Source organism: Vreelandella mediterranea (assembly GCF_970647075.1).
Map to the genome: position 1 here is coordinate 2,720,918 of NZ_OZ310198.1, position 17,150 is coordinate 2,738,067.

General features: G+C 62.7%; 12 protein-coding genes. 8 read left to right on the forward strand and 4 right to left on the reverse strand.

Translation table 11 applies throughout. From position 1 onward, the window contains the following. Positions 1-210 precede the first annotated feature (210 nt). Positions 211-1,425 carry a GGDEF domain-containing protein gene (locus tag ACWFVE_RS12505; RefSeq protein ID WP_447529596.1) on the forward strand — a complete coding sequence of 405 codons (1,215 nt, stop codon included), beginning with the start codon at positions 211-213 and terminating at the stop codon, positions 1,423-1,425. Here ACWFVE_RS12505 and ACWFVE_RS12510 read toward each other — a convergent pair. The 4 genes from ACWFVE_RS12510 to ACWFVE_RS12525 all read right to left on the reverse strand — a co-directional run bounded on the left by ACWFVE_RS12510 (position 1,422) and on the right by ACWFVE_RS12525 (position 5,382). After that, positions 1,422-1,898: an Lrp/AsnC family transcriptional regulator gene (locus ACWFVE_RS12510; protein ID WP_447529597.1), complete on the reverse strand. Its 477-nt coding sequence runs from the start codon at positions 1,896-1,898 to the stop codon at positions 1,422-1,424. The genes ACWFVE_RS12505 and ACWFVE_RS12510 overlap by 4 nt on opposite strands. A gap of 8 nt (positions 1,899-1,906) precedes the next feature. Beyond that, the gene (doeB, locus tag ACWFVE_RS12515) at positions 1,907-2,938 is read right to left on the reverse strand and encodes a N(2)-acetyl-L-2,4-diaminobutanoate deacetylase DoeB (RefSeq protein WP_447529598.1); all 1,032 of its coding nucleotides are present in this window, start codon (positions 2,936-2,938) and stop codon (positions 1,907-1,909) included. 35 nt (positions 2,939-2,973) lie between these two features. Then, complete coding sequence (doeA, locus tag ACWFVE_RS12520; RefSeq protein WP_447529599.1) at positions 2,974-4,173, reverse strand: ectoine hydrolase DoeA; 1,200 nt, start codon at positions 4,171-4,173, stop codon at positions 2,974-2,976. A 204-nt stretch (positions 4,174-4,377) separates the two neighbouring features. Then, a complete protein-coding gene (locus ACWFVE_RS12525) occupies positions 4,378-5,382 on the reverse strand; it encodes a DNA topoisomerase IB (RefSeq protein ID WP_447529600.1) in 1,005 nt (334 codons plus the stop codon). A 134-nt stretch (positions 5,383-5,516) separates the two neighbouring features. Between ACWFVE_RS12525 and ACWFVE_RS12530 the strand changes: the two genes are divergently transcribed. The 7 genes from ACWFVE_RS12530 to treY all read left to right on the forward strand — a co-directional run bounded on the left by ACWFVE_RS12530 (position 5,517) and on the right by treY (position 17,147). Then, on the forward strand, positions 5,517-6,452 hold the full coding sequence (locus tag ACWFVE_RS12530) for a 2-hydroxyacid dehydrogenase (protein WP_447529601.1): 936 nt from the start codon (positions 5,517-5,519) through the stop codon (positions 6,450-6,452). Positions 6,453-6,546: 94 nt separating this feature from the next. Continuing rightward, complete coding sequence (locus ACWFVE_RS12535; RefSeq protein ID WP_447529602.1) at positions 6,547-7,260, forward strand: hypothetical protein; 714 nt, start codon at positions 6,547-6,549, stop codon at positions 7,258-7,260. After that, positions 7,261-8,193, forward strand: a complete 933-nt coding sequence (locus tag ACWFVE_RS12540; protein ID WP_447529603.1) for a lysine exporter LysO family protein — start codon at positions 7,261-7,263, stop codon at positions 8,191-8,193. Between the two features lie 496 nt (positions 8,194-8,689). After that, a complete protein-coding gene (glgA, locus tag ACWFVE_RS12545) occupies positions 8,690-10,375 on the forward strand; it encodes a glycogen synthase GlgA (RefSeq protein ID WP_447529604.1) in 1,686 nt (561 codons plus the stop codon). 13 nt (positions 10,376-10,388) lie between these two features. Further along, complete coding sequence (treZ, locus tag ACWFVE_RS12550) at positions 10,389-12,203, forward strand: malto-oligosyltrehalose trehalohydrolase (RefSeq protein WP_447529605.1); 1,815 nt, start codon at positions 10,389-10,391, stop codon at positions 12,201-12,203. Further along, positions 12,200-14,356, forward strand: coding sequence for a 4-alpha-glucanotransferase (malQ, locus tag ACWFVE_RS12555; protein WP_447529606.1), 2,157 nt, complete (start codon positions 12,200-12,202; stop codon positions 14,354-14,356). The genes treZ and malQ overlap by 4 nt, the downstream gene beginning before the upstream one ends. Beyond that, positions 14,349-17,147 carry a malto-oligosyltrehalose synthase gene (treY, locus tag ACWFVE_RS12560; protein ID WP_447529607.1) on the forward strand — a complete coding sequence of 933 codons (2,799 nt, stop codon included), beginning with the start codon at positions 14,349-14,351 and terminating at the stop codon, positions 17,145-17,147. The genes malQ and treY overlap by 8 nt, the downstream gene beginning before the upstream one ends. The last annotated feature ends 3 nt before the right edge of the window (positions 17,148-17,150 follow it).

A 17,150-nucleotide genomic window follows, 5' to 3' on the forward strand; every position in this document is an offset into this window, starting at 1 on the left:
TTAACGTCTCTTTTTTTGGCGAGCACACTTCGCGAAGGATCGAAAGCAATTAAAACGCAGGTTTCACGGATATAACCAAGCCATGATCAGCGCTATTTGGTGCTAATATCCTCCCAAGGGCTCTCAGTCAAATTTACCAGCCCCTGGATTAGTAATTTCCCTTTCTCTTCGCGCGGTAGCTCAGAAAAGCGATAACTCTACGAGATCACTGTGTACCGACTGCCCTACTTTCAGCTGCTAGCCCAGACCAATGGCACGACCACGGTAAAAGAGCGTTACGATATCGACCGCAACGACCGGCGGCTTCGCACGTTGCGCCTGCTCAGCGCACTGCTGACGATTTTTTACTTCTCCTACATTCCCGTGGACATCTACTTGCTGTCGGACACCGGCCTGCGCTCGGCGATCATGCGCTTTGTCGTGGCCATACCGCTGGCCACCTTTATGTTCTGGTATCTACAGCGCCCCGTTTCCATTCGCCACAAGGAGCTCGCCAGCACCATCATGGTCAGCCTGGCCTTGCTGATATGGTGCTTGAGCCTGCTGGGCACCAGCGACCCCCGCGTGCTGCACTACTTCTATGCGGGGCTGGTGTTTCAGCTCGCGTTGGCCATCGTGCTGGCCCATCCGTTCGAGTACACCTTGGGCGCCTCGCTCTTCATTTGCGTATGCCTTTACACCGTCATCTGGTTTTTACCCGGCGCAAATACGGAATACGTGATCAATCACCTGGTGGTGGGCGTGCCCACCGTGATATTGACCCTCTTGGCGAACTACCGCTTCTCGACGGAGTCGCTGCAGCTCTATTTACAGCACGCCAACGCGGAAGAGCTTCGCGTCGAGCTTGCCAAGCGCAACGAGACGCTGGACCGCCTTTCTCATGTGGACCCGTTGACCGGGCTCGCCAACCGCCGGGGGCTGAACCGGCACGCCGCTTCGCTGACGCGCAATCGGCGCGTACCGGACAAGTTCGCGGCGGTCATCTTGATCGACGTGGATCATTTCAAGGCGTTCAACGACGCCTATGGCCATGACGAAGGCGATGCCTGTCTGCAACAAATCGCCCGGGCCATTCAGAGCGCGTGCGGCCCGCACGATACGGCCTGCCGGTACGGCGGCGAAGAGTTTTTGGTCCTTCATACCGATAGTTCGGACAGCGGCAGAACGGGGGCCTTGCTGGCCGAGCAGATCCGGGCCGGCGTCGAAGCGCTCGCGATCGTCCATCAGGCCTCCCACACGGGGTACGTGACGGTCAGTGTGGGCGTCTGCACGGGGAGTATGGAGCACGGAGAGGGGTTACCCCATTTGATCAAAGCCGCGGATCAAGCGCTTTATACCGCGAAAGGCGCCGGGCGCAACCGGGTGGGGGAAGGCTCTTACGGCGACCCGGACGATATTCAGCTGTCGCTTCTAAGCGACGATTAGAGGATATCCGCGGCGTCGATCTCTACCGCGCTTTTCTTCACCGTCTTGGTGACGATGTAGGTGAAGTAGCGCTCGATACCGGCATCGGAGACCAACCATCGATCCATCAGCCGCTGGTAGCTGTCGATCGAGCGCGCCTCGAATTTCACCAGGTAATCGACGCCGCCGCCCACCGCGACGCACTCGGTGGCCTCCGGCGTCTCCTGCACCAGCGCCTCGAAGCGCGTAAAACTCTCCGCGTTATGCGCTTTTAGCTCGATCTGTACCCAGACCGTATTGCGCGGCACCAGCACGTCGGGATTGATGCGCGCGGTATAGCCTTCGATCACCCCCGCCTGCTCGAGGCGCTTGACCCGCTCCCAGCAGGGGCTTATCGAGAGGTTGATCGCCTCGGCCAGTTTGGACTTGGTGATGCGCCCATCCCGGCTGAGAATATCGAGAATTTTCAAATCGAAGCGGTCGAGTTTTAGCACGCGGTTACTCACGCCTCCAAACGGTCGACGACATCGGCGATCACTGCCAGCGTGTCTCCCATATGGATCAGCGACGGGGCGCGACGGGCCATCAAAATGCCGTCGCGCCCGGCCTGGTAGGCCACGGGCTCGGTACCGCTTCGCGCCATATCGTAAACGTAAGCGATGGTTTGGCCTTTTTTCACGGCATCGCCCAGCGCCACGGTCAGCTCCAACACGCCTTCATGCTGGCTCTGTACGTAGCAGCTCGCATCGGGCATATCGAGATAGACCTGGCCATCTTTGGGCATGGCAACCTCGCCCGACACCAGCCCGTAATGAATCAGAAAGTTGCGCACGCCCTGCTCGGTGATCGCCATGCTCTGCGGCGTGGAGGTGCCGCCGCCGCCAAGTTCGGTGGCCACGAACGTCTTGCCCTGGCGCTCACAGGCGGTATCGAAGAGTTTCTCGGCGTCGAGTTCGAACATCACCATGGCGTAGGGCGCGCCAAACGCCTTGGCGCCCTCGAGTGCCGCCTGCTGCTGCGCTTTGTCATCCAACACGTGGGAGGCGGCGAAGGGCAGAATGTCGAGCGTACGCCCGCCGGAGTGCAGGTCCAGGACCACGTCACTCATGGGGACCAGCACGCGGGTAAAGTAGTCGGCAATTTGCGCGGTCACACTACCGTCCGGGTTGCCGGGAAAGCTTCGGTTCAGGTTGCCCTTGTCCATCGGCGAGGTGCGGGTGCCCGCCATCACCGCCGGGGTATTCATGCAGGGCACGATGATGACCCGGCCAGTTACGTCTTGCGCTTTCAGCGCGCTGGAAAGCTTGAGCAGCGAGGTAATGCCTTCGTATTCGTCGCCGTGGTTACCGCCGGTCAAAAGCGCGGTGGGGCCATCCCCGTTTTTCACCACGGTCACCGGGATCATCACCGCCCCCCAGGCCGAGACGTCCGTCGAGATCGGCAGCTTCAAGAAACCGTGCTGAACGCCGTCAGCCTCGAAATCGACGGTGGCGGAAACCGGGCTTGGCCGTTGCGTGTTCGTCTCAGAGCTCATCACTGTATCCTTGGTCGATTCGTTCATCGGCGGCATTACTTGACGAACAGCTGGCGCGGAAAGTTCGCCAGTGTCTCGCAGCCGGTTTCGGTAATCAGAATGCTTTCGGTGATCTCCAGGCCCCACTCGTCGACCCAGAGACCGGGCATGAAGTGGAACACCATGCCGGGCTTTAGAATCGTTTCATCCGACGGTCGCAGGCTCATGGTGCGCTCGCCCCAGTCCGGCGGGTAGGAGAGCCCGATCGAGTAGCCGCAGCGTGCACCGCCGCGGTCAAAGCCGTACTTGTCCATCGCCGCGCCCAGGGCCATGGCGATATCCGCGGTGCGGTTGCCGGGTTTGGCCACCGCCAGGCCGTTTTCGATTCCCTCCAAAAGCGCGGATTCGGCGCGGATGAAATCCGTCGGCGGCGTGCCTAGAAACACGGTGCGCGACATCGGCGCGTGGTAGCGCTTGAACACCCCGGCGATCTCGAAAAAGGTGCCCTCGCCTTTACGAAACGGCGTGTCGTCCCAGGTCAGGTGCGGGGCGGCGGCGTCCTTGCCGGTGGGCAGCATCGGCACGATGGCCGGGTAGTCGCCGCCGAAGACCTTGCCGGTTTCGTCCACAAACCCCTCGATACCTACCCGGTAGATTTCGGAGACCAGCTTGCTTTTGGGAAGCCCGGGCTCGACGACCTCGATGATCCGTGAATGCATGCCCTCGACGATTTTCCCCGCCACGCGCAGGTAGGCGATTTCCTGGGGGGACTTGATGGCCCGGCACCAATTGACCAGCGCGTTGGCGTCCATGAAACGCGCGTGAGGCAGCTCGCGCAAAAGGCTCTGGTACGCCTTGGCGGAGAAGTAGTAGTTGTCCATCTCCATACCCACCACGCCGGTGTGCCAGCCGCGCCCGGGCATCACCGACTGGGCCAGATACTCCATCGGGTGCATGTCCGGGTTTTGCACGTAGTAGTCGGGGTAATAGGTGATGTTGTCCGGGTCGATCCAGCAGGTGCGAAGCGCTCCGTTGGCGTCCATACGGCGGCCGAACCAGACCGGCTCCCCTTCCAGACCCACCAGCACACACTGATGCACGTAGAACGACCAGCCGTCATAGCCGGTTAGCCAGGCCATGTTGGAGGGGTCGCTGACGATCAGCACGTCGATGCCGCGGCCGGCCATTTCTGCGCGCACCTTCCAAAGGCGATTGGCATACTCTTCGCGAGTGAAAGGCAGGGAAACCTCATTCATCGAGTAACTCGCCCTTAAAAATCACTAAAAACCAGCTTGCTGGGCCAATGCAGCGACAGCTTTGGCGTGAGCGCCGCCAAAATGTCGTCTTCAACCGATACTAGCACCCACCCTTGGCTACCGGTCAAAGCCTTTATCAAAAACCCCTTTGGGGCGTGAATCGATGCCCACCAGGGGGTTAGAGAAGACGTCCACCGCTTGGCGCTACTTTTTACGCGCAAGGCGGCTCTTCAAAAGCTGGAGGACGGCGCGCTCGTCCGGGCCGGTCAGGTCGTCGTGTTCGAGCTCGACGTCGACCAGCTGACGAAAGTTTTCCAGCGTCTGGCCATCCAGGTAGCTCTCCACGATCCGCGGGTCGATATAGCTTGCCTTGGCGATACTCGGCGTATTGCCCAGCGACTTGGCGACCTTTTCGACCGCCTGGCGCACGTTCTTTTCGCTGATTTTTTCATCGTCGTCGATGCCCACCTCTTCAAGCGCCAGGGCGGCGATCGAGGTGCCCGCCCAGGTGCGAAAATCCTTGGCACTGAAGGCTTCGCCCATTACCTCGTGGATATAGTCGTTGAGATCGCTGCTATCCACGCGCACTTTGTTGCCGTCTTCGTCGAAGTATTTGAAGATTTCATAGCCTGGCGTGTCGTCGAGCTCGGCCACCACGCTTGCCAGGCGCGCGTCCTCGACCACCCGGTGCTGGTCCTGACCACTTTTACCCCGGTAGTCGAAGATCAGCTCGTCGCCGTCGATGGTCAAGTGCTTGGAGCGCATGGTGGTCAGCCCATAAGAGTCGTTTTGCTGGCGGTAACGCTCGCTCCCCGGACGAAAATAAGCGCTGTCGATCAGGCGCACCATGCAGGCCAACACTTTCTCCCGGGGAAGGCCCTCCTGGAGCAGGTGCTGACCGGTCACCCGGCGCATCGGCGTAAGCTTTTGGGCGAAGGCGATCATCCGATCGAACTTCTTCGCCTCGCGCTTCTCACGCCACTTGGGGTTGTAAACGTACTGCTTGCGCCCGGCGTCGTCGCGCCCGGTGGCGTAAATGTGATGGCGCTTGTCGAGCGTGATCTCGACGTCCCGCCAGGCCGGCGGAATGGCAAGCGATTTGATCCACTCGCGCCACTGGGTGTCCTTGAGCGTTTCACCGTCTTCGGTGCGGTAGGTAAAGCCCTTGCCACTGCGTTGGCGGGTGACTACCTGGGCGCTGGTCGTCATGCTGGATCTCCTTTCCCGATGGCGAAAGCGCGCCTTTGAGCGCGCGCCGGGGCACGGCCGCCTCCTTGCAGCCCTTACCCCACTTAACCCATGATAGCTGGTAACCCGCAACATGCGATTTCGAGGAGCGCTTCATGAAAATAGTGGTACATACCGACCAGGCCCAGGAGTGGCAAGCCGCCCTTTTAGAGGCGTTCCCGAAGGACACCGTGCTCACAAGCGACGCCCCCAAAGCGGATCGCCTCGGCGCCGACTATCTGGCGGTCTGGAAAGCACCGGGCTATTTACTGGCCGAGCAAACGGCGCTCAAGGGCATCATCAACCTGGGCGCCGGCGTGGATCATCTTTTGAACACCCCCGAGCGCCCCGCCAACGTGCCGATCGTCAAACTGCGCGATGCCGGCATGGGCGAGCTGATGGCCGACTACGTGCTTTATGGGGTGCTGCACTTTTACCGCAGCATGGACCGCTACGCGGCCCAGCAGCCCAGCGCGCAGTGGCAAACCCAGGAAGTCGTGGAGAAATCCCAGTGGCCGGTCGGCGTTTTGGGCCTGGGGGCGATCGGCCGTTCGGTGGCGGCGGCGCTTTATCAGTCGGGCTTTCCGGTGCTTGGCTGGAGCCGCTCGCCAAAAGAATTGAAAAACGTTCGCTGCCTGCACGGCGAGGCGGGCCTCGATGAGCTTTTAAGCCAGGTACGCAGCGTGGTGACCATTTTGCCGGACACCCCGGCGACCCGGCATATTTTAAACGCCGAGCGTCTTCATCGACTGCCAAAAGGCGCCAGCGTGATCAACCCGGGCCGGGGCAGCTTGATCGACGAAAATGCGCTGATCGAGGCGCTGGGCGATGGCCAGGCGCCGGGGCATCTACGCGGGGCGCTACTGGATGTGTTCGAGCAGGAGCCGCTGCCCGCCGAGCATGCCCTGTGGCAGCATCCGCGTGTTATTATTACGCCGCATATGGCGGCCCCCACGCCGCTTGTGGATGCCATCGACCAGGTCATCTCCTACCTTCACGCCTTCGAGGATGGAGAGTCACTCGCCACGGTCAACCCGGATGACGGCTACTAGCGCACGCCAGATGCCCATAATGAAAGGCCTGGGGTGAACGAAGTGCCTGGTTCGAGGCTCTTAAGGACGATTTGCACACAAAGGAGTGGAACCTGTGCCCCGTATTTTGAAAGCGATGTCCAACCCCCGGCGAATCGGCGCGTTGCTGCTCGCTGCCTTGGGTATGGGAAGTGCCCATACCGCCGTCTCCAGCGAAGAGACGGGCTTCAACGATCCGCGCCCTTTTGAAGCGCGCTACCGCCTCGAGGTTCGCAACTGGCCCAGCGCCACGGTGCGCCATACGCTAAGCCAGGAAGGAGGCCACTGGTTGAGCAGCATGCGCTTTTCCGTCGCCGTTGCCAAAGGCGAGGAGCGAAGCCGCTTTACCGCTGACGATGACACCACCCGTTCGCTTTTGTACTCGAGCAGCTACTCGCTGTTCGGCGTGGGCGACAGCTACCAACTGGGTGAAAGTGAACTCACGGCACTCGACCGCCAGGCCGCGCTGTTCGACCTTTCCCGCCGCGCCGGCTCTGAAGAGTGCACACAACGGGCGCCCTGCGAACTCGAGTTTCTCGATCATCGCGGCCGCGACGAACATTTTCAGTACTATACCAACGATACCGCCACCGTTGACCTGCCCGCCGGCAAGTTCGATACCCAGAGCGTGACGCTTACGGATGTCGAGAAACCCGACCGCCATATGGAAATCAGCTTCGCCCCCGAGTGGCCCGGGCTGATTCTCTCGGTGGAATATGTCAAGGACGGCCGCCGGGATACCACCATCACGTTGACCGAGTTCACCCCAAGCGATGGCGCCGCCCCCTAAATGCTCACGGGTTTATTGATCGTTCTACTGCCCCTGATCGGGGGCTACCTGGTGCGCGTTCGCTCACCCTACCTCCAGCATCTGATCAACCGGGGCGTTAGCGCTTCGGTGTATCTCATTTTGCTACTGATGGGCATAAGCCTGGCCGGGCTCGAAAACCTGACCGGCGAGCTTTCGCGCCTGGGCGCAAGTGCCCTGACACTTTTCAGCCTTACCACCGTGTTCAACCTGGCAGCCCTTGGGTGGCTGTCGCGCCGGATGGCACTCAAGGCTGGCACCTCCCCGGTGGTCAAGGATGCGCCGGCCAGCAAGCTTGCCGCCATTCAAGGGTCGCTGTTGCTGCTGGTCACGGTGGTGGCCGGGGTGGCCGCCGGGCTTTTGCTCGCCCCGGTTCTGGGCCGCGGCGTGTTCGCCACGGCGGATACGCTGGCCGAGTGGGCGCTTTACGCGCTGCTTGCGCTGATTGGCTGCCAACTGCGCAACTCCGGCATGGCGCTCAAACAAATTCTGCTCAACCGGCTGGGGCTTGCCATCGCGGTGACGCTGGCCGCAAGCTCGCTGCTGGCCGGGGTTGTCGCCGCGCCGCTTCTCTCGCTAAGCGTGAGCGAAGGCCTGGCCATGGCCTCGGGGTTTGGCTGGTATTCGCTGTCCGCCATTTTGATCGGCGACCAGCTGGGGCCACTGCTGGGCGGCGTTGCATTTTTCAACGACCTGGCCCGGGAGCTTCTGGCGTTTATCTTGATCCCGCTGATCATTCACCGCCACGCCGCACTGGCGATCGGGTTTGGCGGCGCCACTTCGATGGACTTCACTTTGCCGGTCATCCAGCAGCACGGCGGCGTGGCCTGCGTGCCGGTCGCGGTGGTCAGCGGATTCATTCTGTCGCTTCTGTCCCCTCCCCTGATACTCTTTTTTCTCTCGCTATCCCCTTAGGCTCTTTGCCCCACGGTGCCCCACCGCCGTGGGGCAAAGTCCCGATATCTTTCAAGCCGAAGGTTTTGCATCGAGTGTTTTGTATCGGAATTTTTGTATCGGACTTTTCACAGCGGACCTTGCAAATCATCGCCCTGCTTTATTCTTTCACTCCCTTCCTGCCCTCGAATTATTTTGTCTTCGATTTAAAAAAACAAAAACTTCAGCCCCTATCGAATGCTAACCGGTGTTAAAAAAAGTACTTTAACGTCATGCATTAAAAGCATTTATATTAATTCAACCAAAGAGATCGCTAAGTATAAATCAATAAAACAAGCAACATATTGGTTAACCAACGTTATGGATAGCCAAAAGCTTACAGCTTTATTATTTATTTCGACTAAAGTAATAGAGAAACCCGCCACAGAGCTTGGCGCGGGCGGCCGACAGGAACGTCGCCGAGATAATGAGTTATCTAATCCAACAGTATCTACCATGATAACCGGGGAGGTTGAGCATGGACGAGGGGGTATTGGGCAATAAAAACAGTCATAAAGTCGAGTCTAAAGCGAGTTTAAAAAGAAACTATCAAACGCCAACATCTTATAAAATAAACACTTCTTTGAATACTCACTTGAAGACGAAGCGTTATAACTCAGAAAAAAATGTCATCGGACGACATCGAACAACTTCAGATAACACTTCGATTACCCGCCGCCCACCGTTTGACGATTCGCCCTCCAAATCAATACTTTTCGTTACCACCGAGATGAGCGACTTCGTCAAGGTGGGTGGGCTGGGGGACGTTTCGTCGGCCCTGCCTCGGGCCCTATCGGCACACCACGATGTCCGAGTACTGATTCCGGGTTACCGCGATATCCTTACCGCCGATGTCGTGATCACGCCGGTCGGCGAGCTTGCCGCCTTCGCCGACTTGCCGGCGTGCAAGATCGGCCAGATCACCTGCCGCGACGGTCTGATCGTCTACGTCCTGCTCTGCCCGGAACTCTTCGATCGCGAAGGCACGCCCTACGGGCGCGGCTCCAGCGGCTACGGCGATGGCCAGGACACCGGCTGGGCGGATAACGACATCCGCTTCGCCCGGCTCTCCAAGGCGGCGGCGGATATCGCCCTGGGCCTGGCGGGGCTCGATTGGCAGCCCAAACTGTTGCACCTGAACGACTGGGCCTGCGGCCTCGCCCCGGCTTATCTGCATTGGCAGAACGCGCCGGTGCCTTGCATCTTTACGATTCACAACCTGGCCTATCAAGGGCTTTTCGATGGCTCCCGGCGGGCGGCGCTGGGCATTCCAGAGCACGCCTTCAATATCGATGGCGTCGAGTATTACGGCGATCTCTCCTTCATGAAAGCCGGTATCAACTATGCCTCCCGCGTCACCACGGTGAGCGCCACCTACGCCCAGGAGATCACCACGCCCCAATTCGGCTGCGGGCTGGACGGCCTTCTTCGCTGCAAGGCCGATCAGGGGCGCTTGAGCGGTATCCCCAACGGTATCGACGACTCCTGGGACCCGCGCACCGACAGCCATCTGATTCAGGCGTTCTCCTCCAACGATTGGCGTGGGAAACGCGCCAACGCCGATTACGTACGCCTGCGCTACGGGCTATTACCGGGTGCCGGGCCGCTGTTCGTGGTGATCTCGCGTTTGGTTCATCAAAAGGGGCTGGATCTTACCATCGAGGCCACCAAGGCCATCGTCGAGGCCGGGGGGCAGATCGTTTTCATGGGCTGCGGTGAGCATGACGTGGAGCAGGCGCTTCGCGCGCTGGCGCGGCGCTATCAAGGTGCTGTGGCCGCCTATATCGGCTTCGACGAGTACCAGGCGCGCTGTTTATTCGCTGGCAGCGATTTTCTGCTCATGCCCTCGCGCTTCGAACCCTGCGGGTTGAGCCAGATGTACGCCCAGCGCTTTGGCTCGCTGCCCATCGCCCACCGCACCGGTGGGCTTGCCGATACCATCGAGGACGGTGTGACCGGTTTTCTGTTCGACGACATGCAGTTCGGCAGCTACATGCGCGCCATCCAGCGCGCCTTCGCCGTACATAAATGCACGGACCTTTTTAACGCCATGCGCGGCGCCGCCATGACCGGACGCTATCACTGGCGCCAGTCCATCATTCCCTACACCAGGCTCTATCAGCAGGCCATCGAGGCCGAACGCATCACGACGCAGCGTCTTTGAAGGAGTCGAAGCGATGCATGAACGCAGTCAGCGCCCCGCCCTGGGGGCCAACGTGCTCGACGACGGTCGAACGCGATTCGTTCTGTGGGCACCGGATGCCGAACAGGTCGAACTCGAGGTACAAGGATTCGAGCGTGTCACCATGGCAAAAGAGGCCAATGGTTGCGTCAGCGCCGAGCTTGCCTGTGGCCACGGCGCGCGCTATGGCTACCGGGTCGTCACGCCGGCAGGCACGCTGAACGTACCCGACCCCGCCGCCCGCGCCCAAGCGGGGGATATTCATGGGCCGAGCGTGGTGATCGACCCGGCCCACTACGTCTGGCGCCACGCACAATGGCGGGGCCGGCCCTGGCGAGAAACCGTGCTTTACGAGCTTCATGCGGGCGCACTCGGTGGGTTCGACGGCGTGCGCGCGCACTTGAGCCACCTGCAGACGTTGGGCGTCACCGCCATCGAGCTGATGCCGGTGGCCGCTTACCCCGGCACGCGCAACTGGGGGTATGACGGCGTGCTGCCCTACGCGGTTCAGGGAAGCTACGGCACACCCGACGAGTTGAAAGCGCTGATCGACGAGGCCCACGGCCTGGGGCTCTCGGTCTTTCTCGACGTGGTGTACAACCACTTCGGCCCGGACGGCAACTACCTGGCCCACTACGCCGCCGGTTTCTTTCGCGACGACGTCGACACGCCCTGGGGCCCCGCCATCGACTTTCGCGAGCCCATGGTGCGCCGCTTTTTCATCGACAACGCCCTGATGTGGCTCACGGAGTACCGCCTGGACGGGCTGCGCTTCGACGCCGTGCACGCCATCGGCGAGCAGAACTTTCTGGTGGAACTCGCCGAGACGATTCGCCGCGTGATCCCCATTGACCGCCACGTGCACCTGGTGCTCGAAAACGAGGCCAACAGCGCCTCGCTGCTCGAAGCGCCGCTATTCACCGCGCAGTGGAACGACGACTGGCACAACGTGATGCACGTTCTGCTAACCGGCGAAAGCGAGGGCTATTACGGCGACTTCACCGAGGCGCCCACTCAGCGCCTTGCGCGTTGTCTTAACGAGGGGTTCATCTACCAGGGCGCGGCCTCGCGTCATGGGCGGCCCCGGGGCGAGCCCAGCGCTCACCTTGCCCCCACCGCGTTCGTGGCGTTTTTGCAAAACCACGACCAGACCGGCAACCGGGCGCTGGGCGAGCGCCTTAGCGTACTCGCCGACCCGGATGCGCTGGCCGCGGCCACCCTCTTGCTGCTGCTGTCGCCCATGGTGCCGCTTTTGTTCATGGGCGAAGAGTGGGGCTCGAAGCGCCCATTTCTATTTTTCACCGATCACAACGAAACCCTGGCCGAGGCGGTGCGCGAAGGGCGCCGGGCGGAGTTCGCCGACTTCGCCGCATTCAAGGAATCAAAGGCTCGCGAGCACATCCCCGACCCCAACGCCCCCGATACCTTCGATGCCTCGCTGCCGGATTTCCAGGCGCGAACGCTACCGCCCCACCACGCCATCCTCGAGCGCTACCGCACGCTTTTATCCCTGCGCCATCTCCAGATCGTGCCGCGCCTGGAAGGGGCAAGATCGCTGGGGGCCGATGTTCTGGGCGACAAAGCCGTACTCGCCCGCTGGCGTCTGGGCGACGGCGCACAGCTGGTGATCGCGATCAACCTGGGTGAGACCGACGTGGAGAGCACAATGCTTGAAAGCCAAGCGCTTTGCCTGGAAACGCATTTATGCGAAAGCCGCGACGGCGTGGCAAGCACCGCCGAGACGGGCCGGCTGCCACCGCGCTCGGCGGCGGCGTGGCTGATGACCGGCGAACACGGAGACACGCCATGAATACGCCCCTTCAGGATCTTGCTCAGGCGGCGGGGCTGCTGCTCGAGTGGGAGGACAGCGATGGCGCCGCCTGCCGACTCTCCCAGGATGCCCAGCACCGCCTGCTCGATAGTCTTGGCTTTGCCACCGACTCCGCCGCCGCGATCGCCGAAAGCCACCGGCGCCTGAATCAACTAAGCGCTGGGCAAAGCCCGAATGACTGGCCGCCACTGATTACCGCGGATGTCGACGCCCCCACCCCGCTCCCTTCGTCGCTTGCCCCGGGCACCCCATTCGCCCTCGTTCTGGAAAGTGGGGAGCGCCGTGAGGGGACACTCGATGAAACCTCTCGCGTGCCCGCCATCGACGCGCCGGGCTACCACCGGCTGACGATCGAGCGCGCCACGCTCACCCTGGCCGTAGCGCCGCCGCGCTGCTTCACCCCGGCGGATGCAGCCCAAAGCGCTGCGCCACGGCTTTGGGGCGCAGCGGTTCAGCTCTACGCACTGCGTCGGCCCGGCGACGGTGGTATCGGGGATCTCGAGACGCTCGTCCAAAGTGCTGCCCAGCTTAGGGAGCTGGGGGCGGACGCCCTGGCGATCAGCCCCACCCACGCCATGTTCAGCGCCAATGTGCATCACTACAGCCCCTACTCCCCCTCCAGCCGGCTACTGTACAACGTGCTTCACTGCGCCCCGGAGACGCTGCTGGGCGAGACCGCGGTCGCACGCGCCAAGGCGCATGGTCACACGCAGCAGAAACTTGCCGCCCTCGAAGCCGAGGCGTTCGTTAACTGGCCGGAGGCGGCCCGGGCCAAGCTTGGCTGGCTGCGCTTTCTGTACGATGACGTCATCAACGGCGATGACCCGCAAGCGCGGCAATGGCGCGACCAGTTGCAGGCGTTTCGCCAGGCCGGCGACGAGGCGCTCGAACACCACTGCCGCTTCGAGGCCCTTCAACAGATCAACGGCCCCGGCGACTGGCACGCCTGGACAGAGGCCTTACGCGATCCGCAAAGCGAAGCGGTCACGGCCTTCGCCCAACGCCATACCCTCGAGATCGGCTTTCACGCCTTTCTCCAGTGGCTCACCGCCGAAGGGCTCGAGCGCGCGCATCGAAGCGCCCGGCAAGCGGGTATGAGGGTCGGGCTGATCGCCGATCTGGCGGTCGGCGTCGACCCGGCGGGCAGCCAGACCTGGAGCCGCCCGGGGGAAATGCTCGACGGCCTTTCGATCGGCGCGCCGCCGGATCTGTTCAACGCCGACGGGCAGGACTGGGGCCTTGCGGCCTTCTCGCCCTGGGGGCTCGTGCACTCGGGCTTTCAAAGCTTCATCGACATGCTGCGCTGCGGTTTCGCCCACGCCGGCGGGCTTAGAATCGATCACGTTTTGGGCCTGCAGCGCCTGTGGCTAGTGCCCGCGGGCGCTTCACCAGGCGCCGGTGGCTATCTGCGCTACCCGCTAAAGGATCTGCTGCGCCTGGTCGCGCTGGAGTCCTTTCGCCACCAGGCGATCGTCATCGGCGAGGATTTGGGCACCGTGGCACCGGACTTTCGCGAGGCCCTCGCCGCCCGGGGCATTCTCGGCATGCAGGTGCTTTGGTTCGAGCAAGACGACCAGCAGCGCTTTTTGAGCGCTGACCGGTGGTCCGACGCCGCGCTTGCCACCACCACGACCCACGACCTGCCGACGGTAGCGGGCTGGTGGGCGGGCCGCGACATCCAGTGGCGAAGCAAGCTTGGGCTCTTGAAGCCCGACCAAAGCAGCGCAAGCGAAGAGGCTGCCCGCAAGTTCGAGCGAGGGCGCTTGGCGAGTACTATCGGGCTTCTCAGCGCCTCGTCCGCCCCTGACGCGCTTGCCGCCGCCGACATCCCCGCCACGCGGGTGATCGATGCCTGCCTTGACCACCTGGCCGCCACCTCGGCACCGCTGGTGCTGATTCCCGTCGAGGACATTCTGGGTCTGGAGGAGCAGCCGAACCTTCCCAACAGCGGCGAGCAGCACCCCAACTGGCGCCGCCGCCTGGCCGCCGACAGCCCGTCGCTTTTCTCAGGTCCGGAAACACGCCAGCGTCTCGAGCGTTTTGCCCGGGCCAGGCACCAGCACCCCATCGAATCGCTTTCGTCCGAAGCCGAGCCTAAAACCGCGCCCAACAAGGGGCCTTTCCATGAATGAGATTCGCGCAACGCTTCGGCTCCAGTTTCACAAGGGCTTCACGCTTTGGGAGGCCGAGCGTTTGGTGGCGCACTTCGCCGCGCTCGGGGTGAGCCACCTCTATGCCTCGCCGCTTCAGGCCTCGCGGGCGGGCTCGCCACACGGCTACGACGGCGTCGACCCCACGCGTATCGACGACGAAATCGGTGGTGAAGCCGCGCTCATAGCGCTGGTCGAGACGCTTCGCGCCCACCAGATGGGGCTGGTATTGGATATCGTGCCCAATCATCTCGCCGTGGGCGGCTCGGAAAACCCCTGGTGGCAGGACGTGCTGACCTGGGGTGAGCAGAGCGCCTATGCCGGGTTTTTCGATATCGACTGGGATTCCCCCGACCCGCTGTTGAAAGGCAAGCTGCTGGCGCCGTTTCTGGGCGCGCCCTACCAACAGACGCTGGCCGCCGGCGAGCTTTGCCTGCGCTTTGACCAGGGCGGCTTTCACGTTGCCTACCACGAGCACCGCTTTCCCATCGACCCGCGCCATTACGGCGATATCCTGCGCTTTGCCGAGCACAGCGCGCTTCATGAGCAGGCCGCGTTTTTCGACTCCCTGGCCCATAAAGCGCCCGCGGCCCTGCAGGCGGGCCAGGCCTATGCCCAGTTGAACCACGTGCTCGACGCGCCGGACGCCCGCGCCTGTCTCGAGGGCGTACTGGGGTTATTCAAGGCAAGCGGCCCGCATGGCATCACCCGGCTGCACGCGCTGCTTTCGCGCCAGCACTACCGGCTGGCCTACTGGCGCACCGCTAGTGACGAGATCAACTGGCGGCGCTTTTTCGATGTCACCGAGCTTGGCGGGCTACGCATCGAAAACCCCGGGGTCTTCGACGCCGTGCACGCCTTGCCGCTTCGCTTGGTAAAAGAAGGCTGGGTGGATGGCCTGCGCATCGACCACGTCGACGGGCTGGCCGACCCGCGGGGCTACTGCCTGCGCCTGCGCAGCCGCCTGGACGCGCTGGAGGCGAGCCGACCCACCGAGGCGCCGCGGCGGGTGGCGCTGTATGTCGAGAAAATTCTCGGCGACGCTGAAACGCTGCACACGGATTGGGGCGTGGACGGCACCAGCGGCTATGAGTTCATGAACGAGGTGTCAGGGCTCATGCACGACCCGGCGGGGGAGCAGCCCTTTCGCGCACTGTGGCGCGACGTGAGCGGCCGCGCGCTTACGTTCATGGAGGAAGTACGCCGCGCCCGGGGCGAAATCCTCACCTCGTTGCTGGCAAGCGAATACGCCGCCTGCGCCCGGGCGCTTCACGCTGTGGCCCGCGCCGGTCTTTCGCATCGCGACATTACGCTGGGTTCTATTCGCCGGGCGCTGTACGCCCTGGTGGTGCACTTTCCCATCTACCGCAGCTACGCCGACGACAGCGGCCGCCCCCCGGCGGACGAGGCGTTTTTTCAAGAGGCGATGGCCGGGGCCAGACGCGCGCTGAGCCTGCCGGATCGCGACACCCTCGAGGCGCTGACGCGCTGGCTGGGGGGCGAAGCACCCCGGGACTGCGCCGACAAGGCCGAGCGCGCGCTCAGAAACCGCGCCATCGTGCGCTTTCAACAGCTCACCTCGCCGGTGGCCGCCAAGGCGGTGGAGGATACGGCGGGGTATCGCAGCGCCGCGCTGCTATCGCGAAACGACGTGGGTTTCGACGGCGAACACTTCCACCATACGCCGGCGCGCTTTCACGCCGCCAACGCCCTGCGTGCCCAGGCGTTTCCATCTGCCATGGTGACCACCGCCACCCACGACCACAAGCGCGGCGAGGACGTTCGCGCCCGGCTTGCCGCATTGAGCGAACACGCCCCGCGCTTCACGCGTCTTGTGGGCGAATGGCGCGCCCTGGCCGCGCCCTTGCGCCAGACGTTAGAGGACGGTGTGGCGCCTTCGCCTGGCGATGAACTGCTGCTTTACCAGATCATTGTCGCCGCCTGGCCGCCCACCCTCGCCCCCCGGGATACCCAAGCCATGGCAACGTTTATCCAGCGGCTGGGCGAGTGGCAACAAAAGGCGCTGCGCGAGGCAAAGCTTAAAAGCCACTGGCTTTGGCCCAACGATGCTTACGAGCAGGTGTGCCGGCGCTTTCTAGAGGGGCTTCTCACCACGTCTGCACTACGCGACGGCCTTCACCACGCGGCGCGAATGCTCGATCTGCCCGGCGCGGTCAACGGCCTGGCACAAACGACGCTGCGCCTGAGCGTACCCGGCGTCGCCGACCTTTATCAGGGCAACGATTTCTGGGATTACAGCCTGGTCGACCCGGACAACCGCCGCCCGGTGGACTACGCCGCGCGACAGGCCGCGCTTTCAAGCGCCCCGGCTCTAGAGCAGGCGCTAAAAAGCTGGCCGGACGGGCACATCAAGCAATTGGTGACGGCCAGGCTCTTGGCCCTTCGAGGCCGCTATCCGGCGCTTTTTTTAAAGGGCAGCTATCAGCCCCTTTTGGCCAGCGGCGAACACGCCGAGCGCGTGGTGGCATTTCTTCGCCGCTATAACGGGCAAACGCTGCTGGTGGTGGTCCCGCGCCTGAGCGCGGCGCTGCTGGATTCAAGCGAACAGCCCCTGCCGCACTGGGGCGACACGCGCCTTGAGGGCGTGCCGGGGCGCTGGCGTAGCGTACTGACCCAATCGAGTGTGGCATCCCAGGGCGAGAAGATCGCGCTTGGCGAGCTGCTGTCCACGCTGCCGGTGGGGGTATTTCTAAATGAAGATAGTTCGGCGGGTGACGGCGACGCGAACGCTTTCACCCCCGATGAGCAATGACAG

What these genes read in the sequence shown, in the direction of transcription:
- doeB (WP_447529598.1), bottom strand. Translation starts at nt 2,938, where the DNA reads ATGAGCTCTGAGACGAACACGCAACGGCCAAGCCCGGTTTCCGCCACC.
- doeA (WP_447529599.1), bottom strand. Translation starts at nt 4,173, where the DNA reads ATGAATGAGGTTTCCCTGCCTTTCACTCGCGAAGAGTATGCCAATCGC.
- ACWFVE_RS12525 (WP_447529600.1), bottom strand. Translation starts at nt 5,382, where the DNA reads ATGACGACCAGCGCCCAGGTAGTCACCCGCCAACGCAGTGGCAAGGGC.
- ACWFVE_RS12530 (WP_447529601.1), top strand. Translation starts at nt 5,517, where the DNA reads ATGAAAATAGTGGTACATACCGACCAGGCCCAGGAGTGGCAAGCCGCC.
- ACWFVE_RS12540 (WP_447529603.1), top strand. Translation starts at nt 7,261, where the DNA reads ATGCTCACGGGTTTATTGATCGTTCTACTGCCCCTGATCGGGGGCTAC.
- glgA (WP_447529604.1), top strand. Translation starts at nt 8,690, where the DNA reads ATGGACGAGGGGGTATTGGGCAATAAAAACAGTCATAAAGTCGAGTCT.
- treZ (WP_447529605.1), top strand. Translation starts at nt 10,389, where the DNA reads ATGCATGAACGCAGTCAGCGCCCCGCCCTGGGGGCCAACGTGCTCGAC.
- malQ (WP_447529606.1), top strand. Translation starts at nt 12,200, where the DNA reads ATGAATACGCCCCTTCAGGATCTTGCTCAGGCGGCGGGGCTGCTGCTC.
- treY (WP_447529607.1), top strand. Translation starts at nt 14,349, where the DNA reads ATGAATGAGATTCGCGCAACGCTTCGGCTCCAGTTTCACAAGGGCTTC.